The sequence below is a fragment of the Ureaplasma sp. ES3154-GEN genome (assembly GCF_025780075.1).
Taxonomy (GTDB): domain Bacteria; phylum Bacillota_I; class Bacilli_A; order Mycoplasmatales; family Mycoplasmoidaceae; genus Ureaplasma.
The window spans coordinates 20,691-42,001 of sequence record NZ_JAOXHM010000005.1; the positions used below are offsets into that span (position 1 = coordinate 20,691).

Here is a 21,311-nt window from a genome sequence, read left to right on the forward strand (position 1 = left end):
AAAATACTAAAAAATGCTATCATAACTAATTAGAAATATTGGTGAAAATATGAATAAATGAATTAAACATTACCAAGCATCAATTTATCTTCTTGTAATCTTTTCGTTGCTTGGGTTTTGTTATTTTTTTGTAGCGAGTATTAGCGTTCCAAATGAACTAAATTTTTTAGCCGACCAGGAACAAATAACACATAACGCTAGTTTTATGTACAACCTAATTGTTGAACCTAAAAATTATCTTTTTGGTGTGAATCAAGCATTTACTGGTTATCTAGTTTTAAATGGACACGGAATCACAATGGTAGTTTTACTAATTTTCGCTGTCCTTGCCTATATTTATTATTTAGCATTAACTATTAAATTGAAACTAATACGTCAAACATTAATTGTAGTTATTTTGGTGCAAATTTTTTATACAACAATGCTTTACTTGTTTATTATTGCAACCGTTCAACCACATATAATAACCAATGCAGCTAATGAATATTACAACTACCAACGCACAGTTGTTTTGAATGATACTAGTTTAACAGAAACTTTAAAGGTTAGTGCTTTAACTTCGTTTATTAGTCACTACCATTTACCAACCATTAACGATAATACAAGTATGCTAAATGCTATTAATAACACTACAATTAATAATGATTTTGCGTTCTATAACGGTTCATATGCATATTACAATGGATTTAGTCGTACACCCTTAATTTACTTTACTTATGTGTTAAGTGCGCTTGTCTTTATCACAATGTTTATTTTCTACTTGATCCAAATTGTCCAACTTATTAACTTACTACCCGAAACAGTTAAAAAAGTTAAAAAACCTAAAAAACAAAAACCTAATAGTTTAAACATTGATAAATCCAAAAAAAACAAAAAACAACTAATTGCAACTCCGGATGCAGACTTAGAACGGATTTTTCAAGAACTTAATCTATAAAAAATTATTTTAAAATACTTTACTTAACATTCTCATTTATAAAATCAAAGAAATAATTTCAAATGTACATAAAAAATATCCTTGCCTACCAAATTCTTGATTCTCGTGGTTACCCCACAGTTGCTGTACGTTTACAAACGTCTGATCAAACTTTTGTTTATGCAAAAGTACCATCTGGTGCTTCAACCGGAACACGTGAAGCTTTGGAATTACGTGATAATAATCCAAATTATTTTTTTAATAAGTCCGTTTTAAAAGCTATCAGCAACATTAATCAGACTCTTGCACCCTTATTCATTAACAAACCTTTAAATGATTTCAAAAAACTTGATCAACTGCTTATCGATCAAGATAATGAACAAAAATCCATATTTGGCGCAAATGCAATTTTAGCATTAAGTATTGCTTTTCTTAAAGCTTCAGCATACGCAGCCCAAAAACCTCTTTATCAATATATTAAAGAGGATTTGCTAAATAACTTTGAACCATTTTATTATGCACCGATTCCGATGATGAATTTTATTAACGGTGGTGCCCATGCCGACAATAATCTAACTTTTCAAGAATTTATGATTATGCCTGTAGGTGCCAATGATTTTGCTCATGCAGTACAAATGGGAGCTGAAATCTTTTATCAATTACACCAAATTTTAAAAAAGGATCAACTTGCAACAACGAAGGGAGACGAAGGTGGATATGCTCCATCTTTATCAACCAATCAAGTTGCCCTTGATTACATTAGCAAAGCTATTACAAGTGCTAATTATACCCCAGTAAAAAACGAGAAAATAGAACCCTATACTGTTGGTATTGCATTAGATGTTGCAGGTTCTGAATTCTTTGATAATAATTCAAAGAAATATATCTTGAACATAAACGACCAAAAAGTGTTTTATGATTCAGCAGAATTTACAAAATATTTATTAAATCTTGTTGAAGCATACCCTATTCTTTCAATCGAAGATCCTTTTGATGAAAACGAATGAGTAGCATTTACTAATTTGACAAAAACTAAAAAAGTCCAAGTTGTGGGTGATGATTTGTACACAACAAATAAGGTTTATTTACAACGAGGAATTGATACCCAAGCAACTAGTGCAATTTTAATTAAGCCTAACCAAATTGGTTCTGTTTCTGAAACATTAGAAACCATTCAACTTGCTCAACAAAATAATATCAAAGTTATTATTTCACACCGCTCAGGTGAAACAGAAGACGACTTCATTGCCGATTTAGCAATCGGTGTTGGTGCAGATATGATCAAAACCGGTTCTTTATCGCGAAGTGAACGAATTGCAAAATACAACCGCATTCTTGAAATTCAAACTGATCTAAAAAATAATTTAATTTATCAACCACACAAAAAATAAAAACAAGGAAATACAACATATATGTTTACAAAGACTAGAATTATTGCTACTGTTGGCCCAGCAATTATTGGTGAAATTACTAATACTGAACGTTTTCATGATGAAAAATACCGTGAACAACGTCTAGCTGTTGAGCAAAAGTTTATTGATTTAATTCTAAACGGTGTCAATATTTTTCGAATGAATTTATCCCATAATAAAGTAGAGGATCACTTATTTGTAGCGGACTGAATCCGTGAAATTGCTAAACGTATTCGTATTAGTGTTCAAATTATATTCGACACCAAAGGACCAGAAATTCGTGTCGGTCAAATGGAGCCCAATACCGTAATTGAAACCAGCTCGGTTGTAATGATTCATACAAAAAAAGAAATCATCGGTAATGCAAAGGAGTTTTTCGTAACTGATGTTACAAAGACTTATAGTATGGCTGATGATGTACGAGTTGGTTCACAAATTCTTGTTGATGATGGAAAATTAATATTTAAAGTCATCGATGTGAATCGGGAAGATGGCATTATATATGCGGAAGCATACAATAAGCATGAATTAAAAACAAATAAGCGAATTAATTTACCGCAAACTAAATATTCTCTGCCTTTTCTAAGCGAAAAAGACAAAAAAGATATTAAATTAGCCATTGAAAACAATATCGATTTCCTTGCTTTATCTTTTGTTTCAAACGTTAGTCAATTACAACAAGTTTATGATTATATTAATTCTTTAAATTATCCTACAGGAATTAAATTAATTGCAAAAATCGAAAACCAAGAAGCAATTGATAATATCAATGATTTGATTACTGAATTTGATGCCATTATGATTGCTCGGGGTGACTTGGGATTAGAAATTAATTACGCTCGTATTCCTTTCTATCAAGAAAAAATCATCAAATTGTGCCGTTTACAAAATAAACCCGTTATTGTTGCAACCCAAATGTTAGATTCATTAGAAAAAAATATTTTACCAACCCGTGCAGAAGTCAATGATGTTTACCAAGCAGTTAAAGCGCGTGCCAACGCGGTAATGTTGTCAGGGGAAACAGCAGCAGGAATCGATCCAGTAAATGCAGTCAAAGTAATGAATAAAATTATTTTTGAAACTGAGAAAATATTTTTTAACCACAACATTATTCAAAAAGATATTTGTCACTTAGAAATCGAACGAAAATTAAAAAAACAAGTATTAGATTTTAGCTTATTAAAATCTAAGAAACCAAAATATTTATTGGTCAACACTTCTCAAACAAAGTCTGGAACAATTCAAGATATTGCTCAGCATGAATTTGGATTTACAACAATTTTCAATATCACTGACACTGTCAAAAGTAACTTAATTCTACGAGATGTAAATTTAATTTTTAACAGTGAAGCAATTCAAGATAAACACAAACTTGCGGATATTCTGCAAGAACATATTGATGCTTTTGAGTTGCTTATCATAAATATATAATAATTTATCATTATTTATTTAATATATAGTATAATTTTATAGTATTGTGTCTATTTAACATTTTTGTGTTATAATAGACTTTTTCATTTTATAAAGAGGTTAGAGTATGATTCAAAATTACCGAGAAAAACAAATCACAAGAAAGACAGTTCGTCGTGACTATTCAAAAACGAAGTTACAATTTGAAGGACCAAATTTACTTCAAGTCCAAGTCAACTCTTTTGCGCGTTTTATGGAAAAGGACCTACGTGAAGTTGTTGCAAACATCTTTCCTTTAAATTCGCCGCAAGGTCGTTATACACTAAAGTTCATTGATTTAAAAGTTAAAGAACCAAGTAAAGACGAAAAAACTTGTCGAAATGAAGGAAAAACATATGAAACACCGGTTTATATCGACTTACAATTAATTGATAATGTTACCGGAGAAGTTAAAAAGGTTCAAAAAACAAAAAAACGCGATGAAGAAGGAATTTATTTAGGAGCAATTCCTAAAATGACCGAACAAGGAACCTTTATTATTAACGGAATTGAAAAATTTGTTATTTCACAAATCGTACGTTCACCAGGGGTTTATGTTTTAAGTAAATCTGCTATTAAATTAAACGGTTCTCGCAAACGTTTATTTGAAGGTCGTATTTGTGAAATTTTCCCATCTAAAGGGACATTGATGCTAGGATTTATTCCGAAAGATAAAAACTACATCCAAGTCGTTGCTCGGGACTCTTCAGGTGATAATGCAATTATTTTCTCACTAACAACCATTCTAAAAGCTTTTGGTTTGACGACCAAAGAAATTTTAAATATCTATGATAGTGAACAAGAAATCTATGAATCATTAGGACAAGAAAAATATAACCCTGATGAAATCTTTGAAAGTACAATTGCCGATGAGATTATCAATAAAATGATGGTGGAAACAAATGAGTTTATCGAACGTAACGACCATAAATCAATTGAAGAATTACGAGAAGAATTAATCGGCAATAACACCGCTCTGATTGGAAAATTAAAAACTCTAGTGTTCGATTATATTGTTGCAAGCAATAAACTTGAAGATCTACTGCACGAAAATAATAACGAAGAGACACCAGCTTTTAAAAAAGCCAACAAAAAAATTTATGATGAAATTTCAATGTTGACAGAAGCAATTATTTCTGAAAAAGCCGCAAAAGATGTTGTTGAAGCCTTAGCTATTAACATCAAAAACACTGAATACTTACGAGGTTTAGTTGAAAATCGCCAAATCTCTTACCAATTAGCATTACAACACCATTTCTTTAATAAACGTCTATATGATATTTCTTCGGCAGGACGTTATAAATTCGAAAAGAAACTCTTCTTAACAGAACGTTTATTTATGCGTGTCGTTGCAGAAGATATCTTAACTAAAGATAATGAAGTTTTAATTCCTAAAAACACACTAATTACTAAAGAACACATCGAAATCATTAAAACAGCTGCCAAAGCAAACAATTTAAAATGAACAAAAAAAATTAACTTATTACCTAGTGCTCTTGATTCATCTTTAAAACAATATTTAGAATATGAAGCTGTTGATGTTTACAAGGACAATGATAAGCGAACAGAAACAACTAGAATCGTAGGTGTTGGTGTAAATAATAAGCTTGAAACATTAACTATTTCTGATTTAATTGCTGTAGGAAGTTATATTTATAACTTAAACTATGACATTGGTGATTTTGATGAAGTAGATCACTTAGGTAATAAACGTCTAAAATTAATTCATGAATTATTACGTGCTCGTGTAGCAACAAGTATGAGCCGAATTGAAAAATTCATCAACGAAAAATTAGCTATCTCTGATGGTTCAAATGTAAACATCACAAACTATACGGATAATTCAAATCTTGATGATGATGATGAATTAAACGATGACGAAAAAGAATTAAGTGCGGAAGAAGAAAAAAAACGTGCAATTACGGTTAAGTCTATCGTAAACACAAAACAATTCCAAACTTTAATTAAAGATTTCTTTAACTCGCACCAACTAATTCAATTTATCGATCAACAAAACCCACTTGCGGAATTAACAAATAAACGACGGATTTCTGCGATGGGTCCAGGCGGGATTAGTCGGGAAGACCCAAACCTAGATATCCGGGATGTTCACCACTCGCACTACTCACGTATTTGTCCAATTGAGACCCCAGAAGGGATGAATATTGGATTAATTATGTCATTAGCATCGCTTGCAAAAGTTGATGAAAACGGATTCATTGTTGCGCCTTACTTTAAAGTAAATAATGGAGTAGTTACTAATGAACACGTTTATCTAACTGCACATGAGGATGATAATTTTATCATCTCTGAATCTGCGGTTGATTTAGATCAAAATAACAAAATTTTAAATGAACAAGTTGTATGTCGCTATCGTGGATCAACAGGTCTTTTCAGTCCGGACCAAGTAGACTTTATTGACATTGTTCCGCGTCAAGTAGTTTCCATTGCAGCATCTGCTATTCCATTTATTGAAAACGATGATGGGGCTCGTGCATTAATGGGATCAAATATGCAACGTCAATCAGTTCCACTAATCAAACCCTATGCACCAATTGTGGGAACGGGAACAGAATATAATATTGCTCACGACTCAGGAATGGCTGTAATTTCTAAAACTGATGGGATCGTAAGTTATGTTGATGCTCAAAAAATTATTGTTACTGATGACAATGATAATGACCACACTTACGAATTAATTAAATACCGTAAATCAAACCAAGATACTTGCAACAACCAAACACCAATTGTTTCTTTAAATCAAGAAGTTAGTGCTAATGAAACAATCGCCGATGGTCCCGCAATGCAAAATGCTGAATTAGCATTGGGACGTAATGTGTTAGTTGGATATACAACATGATCAGGATATAACTTCGAAGATGCCATTATCATCTCTGAACGCCTTGTTTCAATGGATGTATTTACATCAATTCATATTGATGAATTAACTGTACAATGTGTGCGAACAAAAAACGGAGACGAAGAAATTACTCGAGATATGCCAAATGTATCTGACCATGCAAAACGTTTCTTAGATAAAGATGGAATCGTGTTTGTCGGTGCAGAAGTCCACGAAGGTGATGTACTGGTTGGAAAAACAACTCCACGAGGAAACATTGACATCAACCCAGAAGACAAATTATTACAAACTATTTTTGGTGACAAAGCTAAAAGTGTAAAAGATTCATCAATGAAAGTTAAACACGGTCAAGAAGGTATTGTAGCCGCTGTTAAACGGATTAAAGCTGATGAAACAAATAATAACGAATTGCCCGATGATGTTATTGAAATTATCAAAATTTACATTGTTCAAAAACGTAAAATTCAAGTTGGGGACAAAATGGCAGGACGACATGGTAATAAAGGTATTGTTTCTAAGGTTGTTCCTATCCAAGATATGCCATTCCTTGCTGATGGAACACCACTTGATATTATGCTAAACCCATTAGGGGTGCCATCACGGATGAATATTGGACAAATTTTAGAATTGCACTTAGGTTATGCAGCAAGCGAAATTGGAAAAAAACAATTGATTAATATTCCCTTAAACAACGAAGGGTATATTAAGTATGTTTCACTGTTTGGCTTAAATGACATTGTTGCCAAACGTTTATATAACAAAATCCAAACCTTGATTAAAAACCAAAATATTACGTCAGCTGAGCAAGTTGATGTTCTTGACCAATTAATCATTTTAAACTCTTTAGGTTTATCATATGATGACATTGCAATTAAAGTCGCAACACCAGTATTTGATGGTGTGAAAACAAACGATCTTGAAGATATTATGAATGAAGCTAACATCGACATCAAAGAAAAAAAAGGAAAACAATTATTGTTTGATGGGCGTACCGGTGAAGCGTTCGATGGTTTAATCTCAATCGGTTTAACTTATATGTTAAAACTAGACCACATGGTTGATGATAAAATCCACTCACGTTCAGTTGGTCCTTACTCAAAGATTACTCAACAGCCTTTAGGTGGAAAATCACAAAATGGGGGACAAAGATTCGGGGAAATGGAAGTATGAGCACTAGAAGCTTATGGTGCAGCATATAACTTACTTGAAATCTTAACAATTAAATCTGATGATGTTCAAGGGCGTAACCAAGCTTATAATGCAATTATTAAAAATCGCGAAATTTTATCAAGCGGAATGCCTGAGTCATTCAACTTACTAACTAAACAAATTCAAGGTCTAGCATTATGTATGTCTGTGGAAACTGAAGATGGAGAAATGGACATCAATGAATATACACTTAATGACTATAAACAAAAAGAAGAAGAGCTAGATCGTTTAGACGAAGAAGAACACAAACAAGAAGTGCGTCAATTCACTTTAAAGCACTCATTTAACAACAATCATTACGATGATGACGATGATTTAGATTTATTGGATGAAAACTTTTAAAATAGGAGATAACATATATGAAACGCAAAAGTATTAAATCACTAAAATTAGGGATTGCTTCTCCTGAACAAATTTTAAAGTGATCATATGGGGAAGTAACTAAACCAGAAACAATTAACTACAAATCATTAAAACCTGAACCAGATGGATTATTTGATGAAAAAATCTTTGGTCCAAGTAAAGATTATGAGTGTTACTGTGGTAAATACCGAAAAGTTAAACACAAAGGAAAAATATGTGAACGTTGTGGGGTAGAAATTACCGAATCAATTGTCCGTCGTGAACGTATGGGACACATTGAGCTTGCGAGTCCTGTTGCTCATATTTGATTTACCAAAGAATTACCTTCACCATCAAAAATTTCTTTATTGTTGGATATTACTTATAAAGAAGTTGACCAAGTAGTTTATTTTGTAAATTACATTGTACTAGATGATGGTTTCCAAGATAACCAATATAATGACCTAACAATCTTTAAACGAAAAGAAGTTTTAGATTTAACATCTGCTAAAAACTCAATCACTTCGCGTAACAAATTACGTCGGGTATTAAGAAATATTCAAGAACGAATTGCAGGTTCAACTAACAAAAAAGAGGATTTAAAAAATAATCTTGAATATCGTCTTGCCGTAACTTATGATCTGATATTAAAAGATTCAAATGCCCCTTTCTCAATTAAGGAAATTATGAATTTCATTAAGGACCAAACCGGAATCCGGTTTGGAATTGGTGCAGAAGCAATTCGCGAATTACTAGCTAATTTAGATTTGGAAAAAGAACACGAGGAAATCAAAAAAGAAATTCAAGGCTCAGTAAACGCAAATGACCAAAAAACACGTCGTTTATTACGTCGTCTTGAATGTGTCCGTTGAATTAAAGATTCTGGGTCAAAACCTGAATGAATGATTCTAACTCGTATTCCAATTACCCCAAGTGAAGCACGTCCCATCATCTCTTTAGATGGTGGTCGCTTCACAACAAGTGATATCAACACCTTCTACCGAAAAATTATCATCCGAAACGAACGTTTAAAAACGTTAATCGGAACTGATGCACCTGACATTTTATTAGATAATGAAAAGCGTTTATTGCAAGAAGCTGTGGATTCATTGTTTGATAATAACTCACGAAAAAAACCAGTAGTTGGAAAAGACAAGCGGCCATTAAAATCATTATCAAACCACTTAAAAGGGAAACAAGGTTTATTCCGTCAAAACTTGTTAGGAAAACGAGTAGATTATTCAGGTCGTAGTGTAATTGTTGTTGGTCCAGAGTTAAAAATGTATGAGGTAGGGATTCCTGCTTTAATGATCTTAAAACTGTTCCGTCCCTTCATCATTTCCGAACTTGTTCGTAAAAAAGATGACGATGGCTTTGACATCCAACCAATCTGCGCTAATATTAAAATTGCTGAACAAAAAATTCTAGCTCAAGATAGTATTATTTGACCGGTCGTTGAAAAAGTAATTAAACAACGTCCAGTAATTCTAAACCGTGCTCCAACATTACACCGTTTAGGAATCCAAGCTTTTGAGGTTAAAATGGTAGACGGAAAAGCAATTCGTTTGCACCCTCTGGTAACTACAGCGTTTAACGCAGACTTCGATGGGGACCAAATGGCTGTGCATATTCCATTAAGCAAAGAAGCGGTTGCTGAGGCTCGTTCGATCTTATTAGCAAGTTGACATATTCTAGGGCCTAAAGATGGTAAGCCAATTATTACACCAACACAAGATATGGTGTTAGGAATTTACTACTTAACCAAAGAAAAATTCAACGAACAAATTAAAGCACTAATTTTTGATAACAAATTTAATGAAAACTTACGTAATTACTTCCGTGTGTTTGCCAGTATTGATGAAGCACTACGCGCATATGAAGTAAAAAATGTAAAAATTCACGAAACAATTGGTATTAAAACAAGCGCATTCGCAGAAAAACGTTTTGCTAAACAAGGGATTTTAGTTACAACAGTTGGAAAAATTATTTTCAACCAAGCATTCCCAAATGATTTTCCATATATCAATAACGTTAATAACTTATATGATGAAAATAAAAATGAAATTATTGGAATGGGTGAAAATTATAACCAATTCTTTATGGGTTATAAATTGTCTGAACCACTGACTAAAAAAACACTATCAACAGTAATCGACCGTCTATACAAAAAATACGAACTAGAGTTTGTTCCTAAAACAATGGATAAAATTAAAACTCTTGGGTTTAATTATTCAATGATTTCAGCAACAAGTATTTCCGCCTTTGATATTCCATCATATGATAAAAAATACGAATACTTCAAAGAAACTGATGAAAAAGTTGCAAAACTGAAAGAATTCTATCTAGATGGTAAATTAACTGATGATGAACGATATACACAAGTTGTTGCCATTTGATCACAAACTAAAGACAAGGTAACTAAGGATATTGAGTCTCTAATTAAATCACCTGAATATGCAGAAAACCCAATCGTTATTATGGCTAAATCTGGTGCTCGGGGGAATACGTCAAACTTCACCCAACTAGCTGGGATGCGGGGATTGATGTCAAAATCTTATAACTATGATCAAAAACGTCAATCAAATGTTATTCGTGATACAATTGAAATTCCAATTAAACACTCATTCATCGAAGGGCTATCTGTTTCTGAATACTTTAATTCTTCTTTCGGGGCACGTAAAGGGATGACCGATACGGCAATGAAAACAGCTAAGTCAGGTTATATGACAAGAAAACTTGTCGACTCAACACAATCTGTTGTTATTCACGAATTAGACTGTAATACACGTAATGGTATTATTGTTAGAGAAATTAGAAATACAAAAGAAAATGTAACCATCGAACCGTTGTGTGACCGAATTGTTGGTCGTTTCGCAATCAGCAATGTTTATTACCCAAACACACGAGACATTATTGTGGAAAAAGATCACTTAATTACTTTTGAAATTGCAAAAGAAATTGAAACTGCAGAAATCAAAGAAGTTGAAGTTCGCTCACCACTACACTGTATGAGTGAGTATGGATTGTGTCAAAAATGTTTTGGTATTGACTTATCAACAAACAAACTTGTTGAAAAAGGAACAGCCATCGGAGTAATTGCTGCCCAATCAATCGGGGAACCAGGTACACAATTAACAATGCGTACATTCCATACCGGTGGGGTTGCAGGTGATAGTAATATTACCCAAGGTTTTGAACGGATTAAACAATTATTTGATTGCATCCAACCACAAGATAATGAAAAAGCGTTAATTTCTGAAGTTAAGGGAAAAATTATCCGTCTGGATAAAGATCAAGCAACCGGAAGTTATGAAATTGAAATCGCTTATAATAACAATGATGACAGTGTAATTTACACAACTCGACCTTCGCCAATTTTACGAGTAAAATTAGGTGATGAAGTTATTCTTGGTCAAAAACTAGCAGATGGTTCAATCGATGTTAATGAATTATTAAAAACATCAGGAATTGAAAATGTGCGTCACTATATTATTAAAGAAGTACAAAAAGTTTATCGACTGCAAGGGATTGAAATTTCAGATAAATACATTGAAGTTATTATTGCTCAATTAACAAATAAGTTAACAATTACTAACCCGGGTGACTCTGGTCTATTTGTCGGCGAAACTGTAACAATTAATCACTTTAATAAGATTGCACAGCAAATGTTACAAGCAGATAAGAAACCGCCTGTAGCAATTAACCAAGTCTTTGGATTGGATCATGCACCTGCAAAATCAGGTTCATTCTTATCGGCTGCATCATTCCAAGACACAAAGAAAACATTAACTGATGCTGCTGCTCGTTCACAAAAAGACTTCTTATTTGGTTTGAAAGAAAATGTTATTCTGGGAAATTTAATTCCAGCAGGAACAGGTCTAAAAGAACCAAGCGAAGTTATTGCTTTCGGAGAAGAAATGTACTCGAAAGAATACTAATCAATATTGATACAGTAAAAATAAACTTTTATTGTATAATATAAAAACCTACACAAACAAGGAGAAAATATAACTATGAAACGAAAAAGTAACAGAAAACTACTTGCTCTAACACTTGCTTCGGTAAGTATTGGAGCGGTGGTCATCGGGGTTGCTTCTGCTTGTGGTGTGGACAGAACAAATTTGGTTTTGCAAACCAATGAAACAACTGTTAAAAACAACAAATTATATGTACAAGTTTCTGTACCTTATGTTGATGAAAACACTTTAACACAAGTGCGTAATACTACCTTTAATGTCGTTGTTAACTCTGTACCAACCGATAATCAAAAATTCAAAAATTATGGGAATCTACAATCAAAAGCATTACCTGAATCAATTAAAAAAGATGATTCTAAACAAAGTGTTAGTTTCTTAATTGAATTCCCGAAAATTAATGACAAATACAACACTATTACAAACGAAGTAGAAATTGTCATCAGCCCCCAAGACACATTTAAATTAATTACTTTAAAGACCAACAAGGACTTATACAAAATTCTTGATCTTGAAGCAAGTACAAATAAAATGAGTATTAATAAACTTGATACCTCACTAAATTTTAATGTGCAAAATGCAAATAATATTGGTATTGAAACAATCATTATGGATGTCAAAACAAAACAAAAGTACACATCCGAAAAAACAAAGTTAGATAATGAGACAACATATGATGCAGTCTTTAAAAACTTCTTAATTGAAGGATTAAATAATGATCTAGACGAAAAACTAGAATTAACTGATTTGTTATTTTCAAATTTAGCACTGGCATCAGCCAAAAATGTTGAACAAAAAATCAACAATTCAACTCTTATTGATGATGTAAAAAGTCGCGCTATTTTATTAGTGAACTACATTAATAAGAAAGCATATGGTACAAATGAAAGTAAAATTTTAAAAGAATTCGCGGAAAATTTAGTTGAAACATATGACATTAAAAACAATTTAGCTTTAGATAAACTTCTAATTAGCTTACTAGCTGAATTTATTGGTTATTATAACGCTGAAACTAAAATTCCATATGGTTACTTAACAACTAAATACATTGATTTAGCTAAGGCAATTAACATTAACTATTTCAGTGGCGATGAAACAAAAACGAATGAACTAACAACTTTTAAAAATAATTTAATGACAGTAGCTAATGAATTATTACCAACAAATTTATTGACCAGCATTAACCAACAAAATGGTAATGACTTTAAAGACCGTGTAATTAATTATGTTAATTCATTAAACGAAGGCCAACAAAATGAATTGTTAGTTTCATTATTTAAAAATCTGCTTGGCTATCAATGAACTTATCAATATGATTTCTATGTAATTCAAAAAACAAAAATCTATGACAAACAATTGGTGTCATTAAAAATGACACTAGTAAATAACGCATTAGAAGAAATTAAAAATTTATTAACAAAAGAAATTACATTAACAGATCTAGAGACGTTATTAACAAATAACGAACTAGCTTTATCGTTCACTCAATTAACAAACCTAAAAGACAAATTAATTGATTTAAAAACCCAATTAACAACATTCACTGATGTAAATAACCCCAACGTTCAACTAGCTCAACAAAATCTAAAACAAACATATAATGCTTTATTAGAAACAATCCAAACGGATATCCAATTAGCAGATTTAAAAACAATGGGAATTGATTTAATCAACTTCTTTACTCGTAATTTATCTTCTAAGTACGAACGTTCAAGTGATGAACAAACAAGTTTAGAACAAATAGAAAAATTAAAAGCATTACAAACAGATACAAACCCTAGTGTGCAAGTATTAAAAGATTTTATTAAACAAAATAAAGCTCAAGAAAAAATGAATGAATTAAATAGTTTAATTACTGAACTAAATAATAAAAAAACATCCGCAAATGATCTTTATTTAGTGAAAAGAGTCTACAATTTTGTAATGATGCAAATTTATAATGATCAAGATCAATTAGACCCAACATTAAAGCAGTTTTTTAAATCAGCGAACGAAAAAAACCAATTCACGTTTGAGTACAATTTAAAAAATCGTTAATTATTTACAAAAACAACGTTCAAAGACGTTGTTTTTTTGTTGCGTAAAATATATAGGTTCATAGGTTAGTATTAATTCATAGCCCTACAAAACATCTTTTATTGTGAATATTAATACATTATTTAATTTTAGAAAGTGTTCCTAAAAATATTTTTAATAGTTGCAAAGATACAATCATTTTTTGGAAATCAACTTAAAAAATCTAAAAAACTCTAATGATAGTACAAAAATATATATTATTTAACTAATACAAGGTTATACAATTAGAAAACCATAATATAATGACACAGATTATTCCATCCGTATGAAAATTATTCTATTTTTAGGAAACATGTTTTACATATATATAAAGAACATCGATGATGATTTTAATCATAAAGACATTTATTTCAAAATAAGTCATAAGCATATAGGATAAAGTTTTTAATTGCCATAAGTTGCTATTTACAGATAAAAAACAGAGTACTTTTTGTACTCTGTTTTTAAAATAATCATGTTTGTAATTGTTAACACTAACCCAATATCTTTTTCAAAACTTCGTAACTAACTACTGGGTTAGCTTGTGCTTTTGTCTCTTTCATCAGCATTCCCATTACAAATTTTTCGTAACGGTCCATCCGGTCAGCAAATTGTTCCTTTTTGTCACTACTGTTTGCAATAATGTTTTTTAATAATTTTTCTAAAACAACAGGATCACTAATTTGCTCGTATCCTAATTCTTTCATTAAAACTTCAGGATCTTTTTTGGTTTGATAAATCGCTTCTAATAAACTCTTTGTTTGTTTACCGTTAACTTTATTTTGATCAAATAAAATTATTAACTTTGCAATCAAATCTCACAAATCATTTGGAACATCATTTAAAGATAAATTATCTTTTTTTATTAAGCCTAAAAATTCTAAACAAACTCATTTATAAGTACTAACTGTTGATTTAGTTTGATCATTAACATAACTAAAAACCTGTCACAATAATGCATCACTCAATAAATTTTCAATAAATTCGGGACTTAATTGATCAGCAATTAAGTCATCACGCAAGTCGTTAATCATCTTTGGTTGTTTTTTATATAACTCCCTTAAATAATCATCTGATAACCTAACTGGCGCAATGTTTGGTTCAGGAATATATTTATAATCAATTGCATCCCCTTTATCACGCATATAAACTGTAGATTGTGTTTGGTCATCATAGCGACGGGTTTGTTGGACAACCGGTTGTTCAGACAACAATAAGGCAATTTGTCGATTTTTTTCAAATTCAATAGCTTTAATAACATTAGAAATAGAGTTGATATTTTTGATTTCCACCTTGTTATTAAAGTGTTTTTGACCAAATAACCGTACAGAAATATTAATGTCTGCACGCATAGATCCATCCTCCATTTTTGCATCAGAGATATTGTGAAATAAAAGAATTTTTCTTAGTTCTTCCAAATAAGCTGCAGCTTCATAGCTGCTTCGTATATCTGCTTCGGTTACGATTTCAATCAATGGTCAACCCGCACGGTTATAATCTAATAAAACTTTTTGGTCAATATTAGTTTGTTTTGCAGTATCTTCTTCAAGATGAATTCGATTAATCCGAATTTTTTGCACTTGTTTTTGTTCATTCTTAACTTCTAAATATCCCTGATAACCAATTGGGTGATATTGCTGAGTAATTTGAAAACCTTTTGGTAAATCTAAATAAAAATAGTGTTTTCGGTCAAACGCAATAAATTCGTGATTCGTTTGCATATGTAATGCACGAGCCAAAAAAAGACCTTTGTGCACAGCCTGCATATTAACAGTGGGCATCGCCCCTACTAATGCTAAATCAATTTCATTGATATTTGTATTTACTGCTGCATTATGATCCAATAATGCTGATGAAAACATCTTTGTATTTGTGTTTAATGCACAGTGGACTTCGATTCCAATAATAACTTCAAAATTACGCATTGTGTTCTCCATTGTTTAATGAACTAATTTGGTGACCAATATTTAATAAAATATCATCATTATTATATCCACTCATAATATTTAAACCAATATTTCCTTGATCATTGCTAATAAAAGGAATCGTTAACGATGGCAGACCCGCAAAGTTTGCTAATTGTAAAATATTATCTAGTATAGGAGCGTTGTAAGTGTGATCTAATACATCTTGTACTTGTTCTGCATAATCATATGCACCTAGTGATAAAACAAAATCATATGATTCAAGAATCTTATTAATTTCTGTAACTAATATATGACGCATTTGCATAGCTTTTAATAAGTACTCATTGAACTGATCGGGTGCTGATACATATGCACCAATTGCAAACCGTTGCTTAATTTCACTACCTAAATAATTTGTTCGCACTTGTTTAATTAAATCTTCATAATTATGGTATTCAACATTGTGTTGACCAAATGTAATATTAGATAAATTAGCATACGAACTCAACGCTTCGGTATATGAAATAATTTGGTAAACCGTATTTACTGTCTTGATCATTTCATAATCAAAATCGATTTCTCGTACTGTGTATTCAAAACCAATTTGGTCAATTTTTTGTTTAAATAATTTTTTTAATTCTGGATTATGCAATTCCGCCAGTGAAGGTTTTAAAACCGCAATTGTATAAATATCTCTTTTTTCCAAAAGTGATAAATAATTTTTATCTGCTTTAATGCTTGTGTTATCTTTTGGGTCATATGTAGCAATCGTATTCAAAACGACTGCAACATCTTGCACTGAACGCGCAAGGATGCCTACATGATCCATCGATGGTGCATATGGAAGGACGCCATAACGAGAAACTAATCCATAAGTTGGTTTATAACCAACAATACCCATAATTGAAGCAGGACGACGAATTGAATCTCCTGTATCAGTTGCGATTGCAAATTGGACAACGCCTTGCTGAACTAGGACAGCTGAACCACTTGACGAACCACCTGTTACTTGTAAAGGGTTCAAAGGGTTAACTACTTTATTATAACCTGAATATAATCCTGAACCACCTAAACCAAATTCATCTAAATTTGACTTATTTAATAATACTGCGTTTTCTGCTTGCAATAATTCCTGCACCGTCGCGTCATACATTGGAGTATAGTTTTGCAGAAATAATGAGCCACCAGTAGTTCTTAGCCCTTTCGTTGAAATATTATCCTTCAGCGAATAAATAATTCCAAATAAAGGGTTTTGTTTTTGTTCTGCAGGTAAAGCATCTAAGCGAGCGGCATCTAATAGTGCCTGTTCGTGATTATTAGTAATAACAGCATTGTATGCTGCTGTTTCTTTTTCTAAATTAATCGCTTCTTTTACTAATTGAACAACACTTGTCTGCTCTTTAAGTAATGCTTCGTGAATTTCTAATATTGTTTTATTTTTCATTTTTTAAAACCCCATATTGATTGTGCACTTCAATGTAAGTATTTAACGCCTCTTTATTGTTATAAACTAATTTATCATCACGAAACTTATTGGTTTGACTTGGTGCAATATAGACATGCCAAGGGGTATCTGGGGTAATAAAAGCATCAAAAGCACTAACAGCTACCTTTAAATTATTTATTTTTTTAACAATTACTTCATAATCGTGTTCACTTGCACTAAACATTGCTGCATCAATTGCTTGTTTAAACGAATCAGACATAGATATTTCTCCTTTTTTTAGTCAATATAAACAGGAACTGTTTTATCCTCAATCGTATCATTTTCATAATCGTACTTAATTAAAGGGACTACAATTTTAAAAATTGGGTAAATTAAGAACAAATTAAAGACAACCATTGGAATCAAGGAAATAGAACGAATTGATAATCATTGTGAATATTTCAAACTTGATAATTCGGCATCAAATGATGGCAACATCATAACATTCACCACAGTTTCTGTTAAAATTACCGTCACAAACACAGGAGTAAAAATAATAAACCAGTCTTGTTTACTTTTCTTTTTATGGTTTTTATAGCGTTTTTTCAGTAACATTTTTAATCCTAGAGCTAATCAAATGATTAAAATTGATAATCCAAAAAATACACCTATAATAATCAACATTCTGTCGGTTGTTAGTGATAAGTTTAATCCAAATAAATCGATTTTAAAACCTTCATTACCAGTGGCAAATTTTAAGAATAACAAAATCCCTGCGCCAATCACTAAAGTAGTTAATGAACTATAAATTGCAAAGACCATATCTTTTCGTTTGCTAGTTGTTAATACAATTCTGATTAAACCACCAATTAATCCGAACGCCATCGCCGCAATTAAATAACCATAGTGAAAAACACCTGCAGTTAAAGCTACTGATAATAAATCGGTCATTGCCCCAATAAAAATTCCTAAAATTGGTCCAAACAATAAGCCACCAATCTTAATTAAAATCCCTTCTAATGTTACCCGAGTTCCAGGCCAAGCACGGAAAATAACCGATGCCGTATTAGCAGATAAAACCGTTAGTAAGATAATAACCGCAACAGAAATCGAAATTACCATTGCGATATTACTAATCCCCTTTACCGATACTTTAGGAATAATATAATATCGTTTTTGGTAACGAATTGAATAGTAAATTTTTTTAATAACTGTCACAAAAATAAACACAATCAGAAAGGCCAAAAAAATCAAGGAAATTTTTCAACCAGCAATACCATTGTCCGTTGGATTTGTACTAGTTGCACTAGCTAAAACACTTTGTCAATTTCGCATATTCCTCTCCTTTGTCTTTTTAATTTTACCATTTAATAAACCCCTTCTTATGTTTTATTAGATATTCGTTAGCAGTTGAAAAGTGTTTTGTGCCTAAAAAAGAACGAAAAGCACTTAAAGGCGAAGGGTGTGATGATTGAATCACAAGGTTTTCTGTTTGATTAATAAAAGGCAAATATGCTTGGGCATTTTTTCCTCACAAAAGATAAACAACATGCTTCGTGTGCCGTAAAGCACCAAAAACATGCTGAATCAGTTCTTCATAACCTAATTGATTGTGTGACAAAGGCTCATTAGCATTAACACTTAAAATTGTGTTTAATAATAAAACCTTCTGGTCAACTCAATCGGACAGATTGGTATTGGTACGAATAATTTGTAAATCGTTTGCAAGGGCTTTGAAAATATTAACCAATGAAGGAGGGGGAGGTAATTTTGAATTCACAACACTGAACGCCAATCCATGTGCATATCCCGGAGTATGATACGGATCTTGTCCTAGGATTACTACCCGCGTTTCATCAATTGGAAAATCAGCAAAACACGCAAATAAATCTTGCTTTTTTGGATAAATAATCTTAGTTTTTGATCATTCATCTAAGGTTGCAATAATTTTTTGTAAGTATGGCTTCTCTAATTCTTGCTTAATAAATGTTTTTCAAGATTTCATTCGTTAGCGTAGTCAAACTCTTTATCAACTGGTGTAATGTTATTTAAATCAAGCAATAATGCAATTTTTGATCTAATCAAATTAATCATTTGTTCATCAAATACCATTTCTGGTTTGATGTCTTTATCAATCAAACTATATCCTGCGACTTTAGCATATTGAATTACGCCATTATTTCCATATATCGTTTTACTTGCCACCGCTTTTTTAATATATTCATTAAATAAAGCGGATTGAACAAAATTATCACGTTGTAAAGTGGCATTATTAAAATCAATCGCATATGGATAAACAGCATCTTGCCCACGATCATGTGGATAATATGCTAAATCATTGAATTTATCATCATCTGCTGTTGTTTTGGTGTTATTTGCCGTTAATGCTTTTTTAAGTTCAAAACCAGTTACATTGAAAGCATCTACTTTAACTAGTGAACCTGCGTAATATTGATTATAAACATTCGCTGCTTTTATTTCTTCTTCAGTTAAATCCCGTTTTAACATGGCTTTTCATTGCATTATTTTTTGTTGGGTTGCTTGATCGTTTAGTTTATTACTTGTTAGAACGGATGGTCGGAAATTTAACACAATATCTGCTAACGGAATATTGTAAACCAAATTACTAATTTCTTTTTTGGGATATGTTTTTTTATTGGCTTCTGATAAACGGAAATTAATATTTTCTAAACCCTGTTTCAGCGCTTCATCATTAACTGGAAGAATGAAATTTCCACCAGTTTTACCTGATGAATCATATCAAGCATACTGTAATTTTAAATTCTTAATTTTTATTAAAACATTGTTTTTTTCAGGATTAATTAGCAAATCATCACTAACCTTAGTGCCAAAACCAAAAGCATCTACATGACTTAAATCGCTTCCTTGATTTACTGGATAAATTTCGTAATCAAAATCCATATTGTATAAAGCTAATTTATAAGTATAACGACCTTCGCCAACGCCAGTTGCAAGTGCTACTAAAAATTCTTTAGCAACTTCATTATCTGTATTGTTATAGAAACCAAAAATTTTTGTTCCCATATCTAAGTTAATATATTGTAGTAATTGATCTGTAAATGATGAGATGTAAGTATAAACACTATCAGTTACTAATAAATGGTTGTATAAGCTAGCTAGCTCATTAATTTTAGCTTGATCCTTTTTGAAAAGTTCAACATTAAAACCTGTTGCTGTCTCTAAATTAGTTGGTAATAATGCGTTGGGGTCAGTAATATTTTTTTCTTCTCTAGTAGGATAAGTTAGTTTGTTATAAACTAATCTTACTAGTTCGTTTCGAATCATTTCTGTATTAAATGGTTTCAAATATCCTGGTTTATCATAGTTACTTGCTGTTCATACTTCTTGCTTTGCTAAAGTATTGGACACATCATTTTTTAATAAAAAACCATCTGCGTTAATTTCCTCATTTTTTGCATCATAACGTTTATTGTCTTTATTATATGTATAATTTAAATCGCCAATTGCATAATATGCATTATTTAAAATTTGATTTTGGTTTCCAAAAACAAATTCATGTGTTGTTTTACGATTGTTGTCAATATTAACCTTAACGGCTACGTGGCCAAAATAATTGTTATTGGTTGTAGATTTTAAATTTACAAAGTTATAAGGGACGCCAGGTTTTGCCGTCGCCGAACATGCGGATGCAATCATTGTGGTAGTCAAAAGTGTTAAACCAGTGATACTGGTCAGTCACAATTTACGTTTGGTAGTTTTTTTCATTTGTATATTTCCTT

Annotated in this window: 12 protein-coding genes; 6 read left to right on the forward strand and 6 right to left on the reverse strand. The window is 31.6% G+C overall.

Going from position 1 to position 21,311, the window contains the following annotated elements; translation table 4 throughout:
- Positions 1-49: 49 nt before the first annotated feature.
- The 6 genes from OF377_RS02420 to OF377_RS02445 all read left to right on the forward strand — a co-directional run bounded on the left by OF377_RS02420 (position 50) and on the right by OF377_RS02445 (position 14,199).
- A complete protein-coding gene (locus tag OF377_RS02420) occupies positions 50-937 on the forward strand; it encodes a hypothetical protein (protein WP_263836296.1) in 888 nt (295 codons plus the stop codon).
- Positions 938-999: 62 nt separating this feature from the next.
- A complete protein-coding gene (gene eno, locus OF377_RS02425) occupies positions 1,000-2,307 on the forward strand; it encodes a phosphopyruvate hydratase (protein ID WP_263836297.1) in 1,308 nt (435 codons plus the stop codon).
- A gap of 21 nt (positions 2,308-2,328) precedes the next feature.
- Positions 2,329-3,759, forward strand: a complete 1,431-nt coding sequence (gene pyk / locus OF377_RS02430) for a pyruvate kinase (protein ID WP_263836298.1) — start codon at positions 2,329-2,331, stop codon at positions 3,757-3,759.
- Between the two features lie 106 nt (positions 3,760-3,865).
- Positions 3,866-8,188, forward strand: coding sequence for a DNA-directed RNA polymerase subunit beta (rpoB, locus tag OF377_RS02435; RefSeq protein ID WP_263836299.1), 4,323 nt, complete (start codon positions 3,866-3,868; stop codon positions 8,186-8,188).
- A gap of 17 nt (positions 8,189-8,205) precedes the next feature.
- Positions 8,206-12,126 (forward strand): DNA-directed RNA polymerase subunit beta', encoded by a 3,921-nt coding sequence (gene rpoC / locus OF377_RS02440; RefSeq protein ID WP_263836300.1) that lies wholly within the window; start codon positions 8,206-8,208, stop codon positions 12,124-12,126.
- Between the two features lie 75 nt (positions 12,127-12,201).
- Positions 12,202-14,199 (forward strand): hypothetical protein, encoded by a 1,998-nt coding sequence (locus OF377_RS02445; protein WP_263836301.1) that lies wholly within the window; start codon positions 12,202-12,204, stop codon positions 14,197-14,199.
- Positions 14,200-14,711: 512 nt separating this feature from the next.
- On the opposite strand, the gene gatB is transcribed toward OF377_RS02445, so the two are convergent.
- Genes gatB through OF377_RS02475 form a run of 6 tightly spaced genes read right to left on the reverse strand, consistent with a single transcriptional unit; the run spans position 14,712 to position 21,297 of the window.
- Positions 14,712-16,142, reverse strand: coding sequence for an Asp-tRNA(Asn)/Glu-tRNA(Gln) amidotransferase subunit GatB (gene gatB, locus OF377_RS02450; RefSeq protein ID WP_263836302.1), 1,431 nt, complete (start codon positions 16,140-16,142; stop codon positions 14,712-14,714).
- The gene (locus OF377_RS02455; protein WP_263836303.1) at positions 16,135-17,568 is read right to left on the reverse strand and encodes an amidase family protein; all 1,434 of its coding nucleotides are present in this window, start codon (positions 17,566-17,568) and stop codon (positions 16,135-16,137) included. The genes gatB and OF377_RS02455 overlap by 8 nt, the downstream gene beginning before the upstream one ends.
- On the reverse strand, positions 17,558-17,830 hold the full coding sequence (locus OF377_RS02460) for a hypothetical protein (RefSeq protein WP_263836304.1): 273 nt from the start codon (positions 17,828-17,830) through the stop codon (positions 17,558-17,560). Before OF377_RS02460 ends, OF377_RS02455 begins: the two co-directional genes overlap by 11 nt.
- Before the next feature lie 17 nt (positions 17,831-17,847).
- A complete protein-coding gene (locus OF377_RS02465; RefSeq protein ID WP_263836305.1) occupies positions 17,848-18,885 on the reverse strand; it encodes a hypothetical protein in 1,038 nt (345 codons plus the stop codon).
- Positions 18,886-18,910: 25 nt separating this feature from the next.
- A complete protein-coding gene (locus OF377_RS02470; RefSeq protein WP_263836306.1) occupies positions 18,911-19,555 on the reverse strand; it encodes a uracil-DNA glycosylase in 645 nt (214 codons plus the stop codon).
- Complete coding sequence (locus OF377_RS02475) at positions 19,519-21,297, reverse strand: hypothetical protein (RefSeq protein WP_263836307.1); 1,779 nt, start codon at positions 21,295-21,297, stop codon at positions 19,519-19,521. The genes OF377_RS02470 and OF377_RS02475 overlap by 37 nt, the downstream gene beginning before the upstream one ends.
- Positions 21,298-21,311 lie beyond the last annotated feature (14 nt).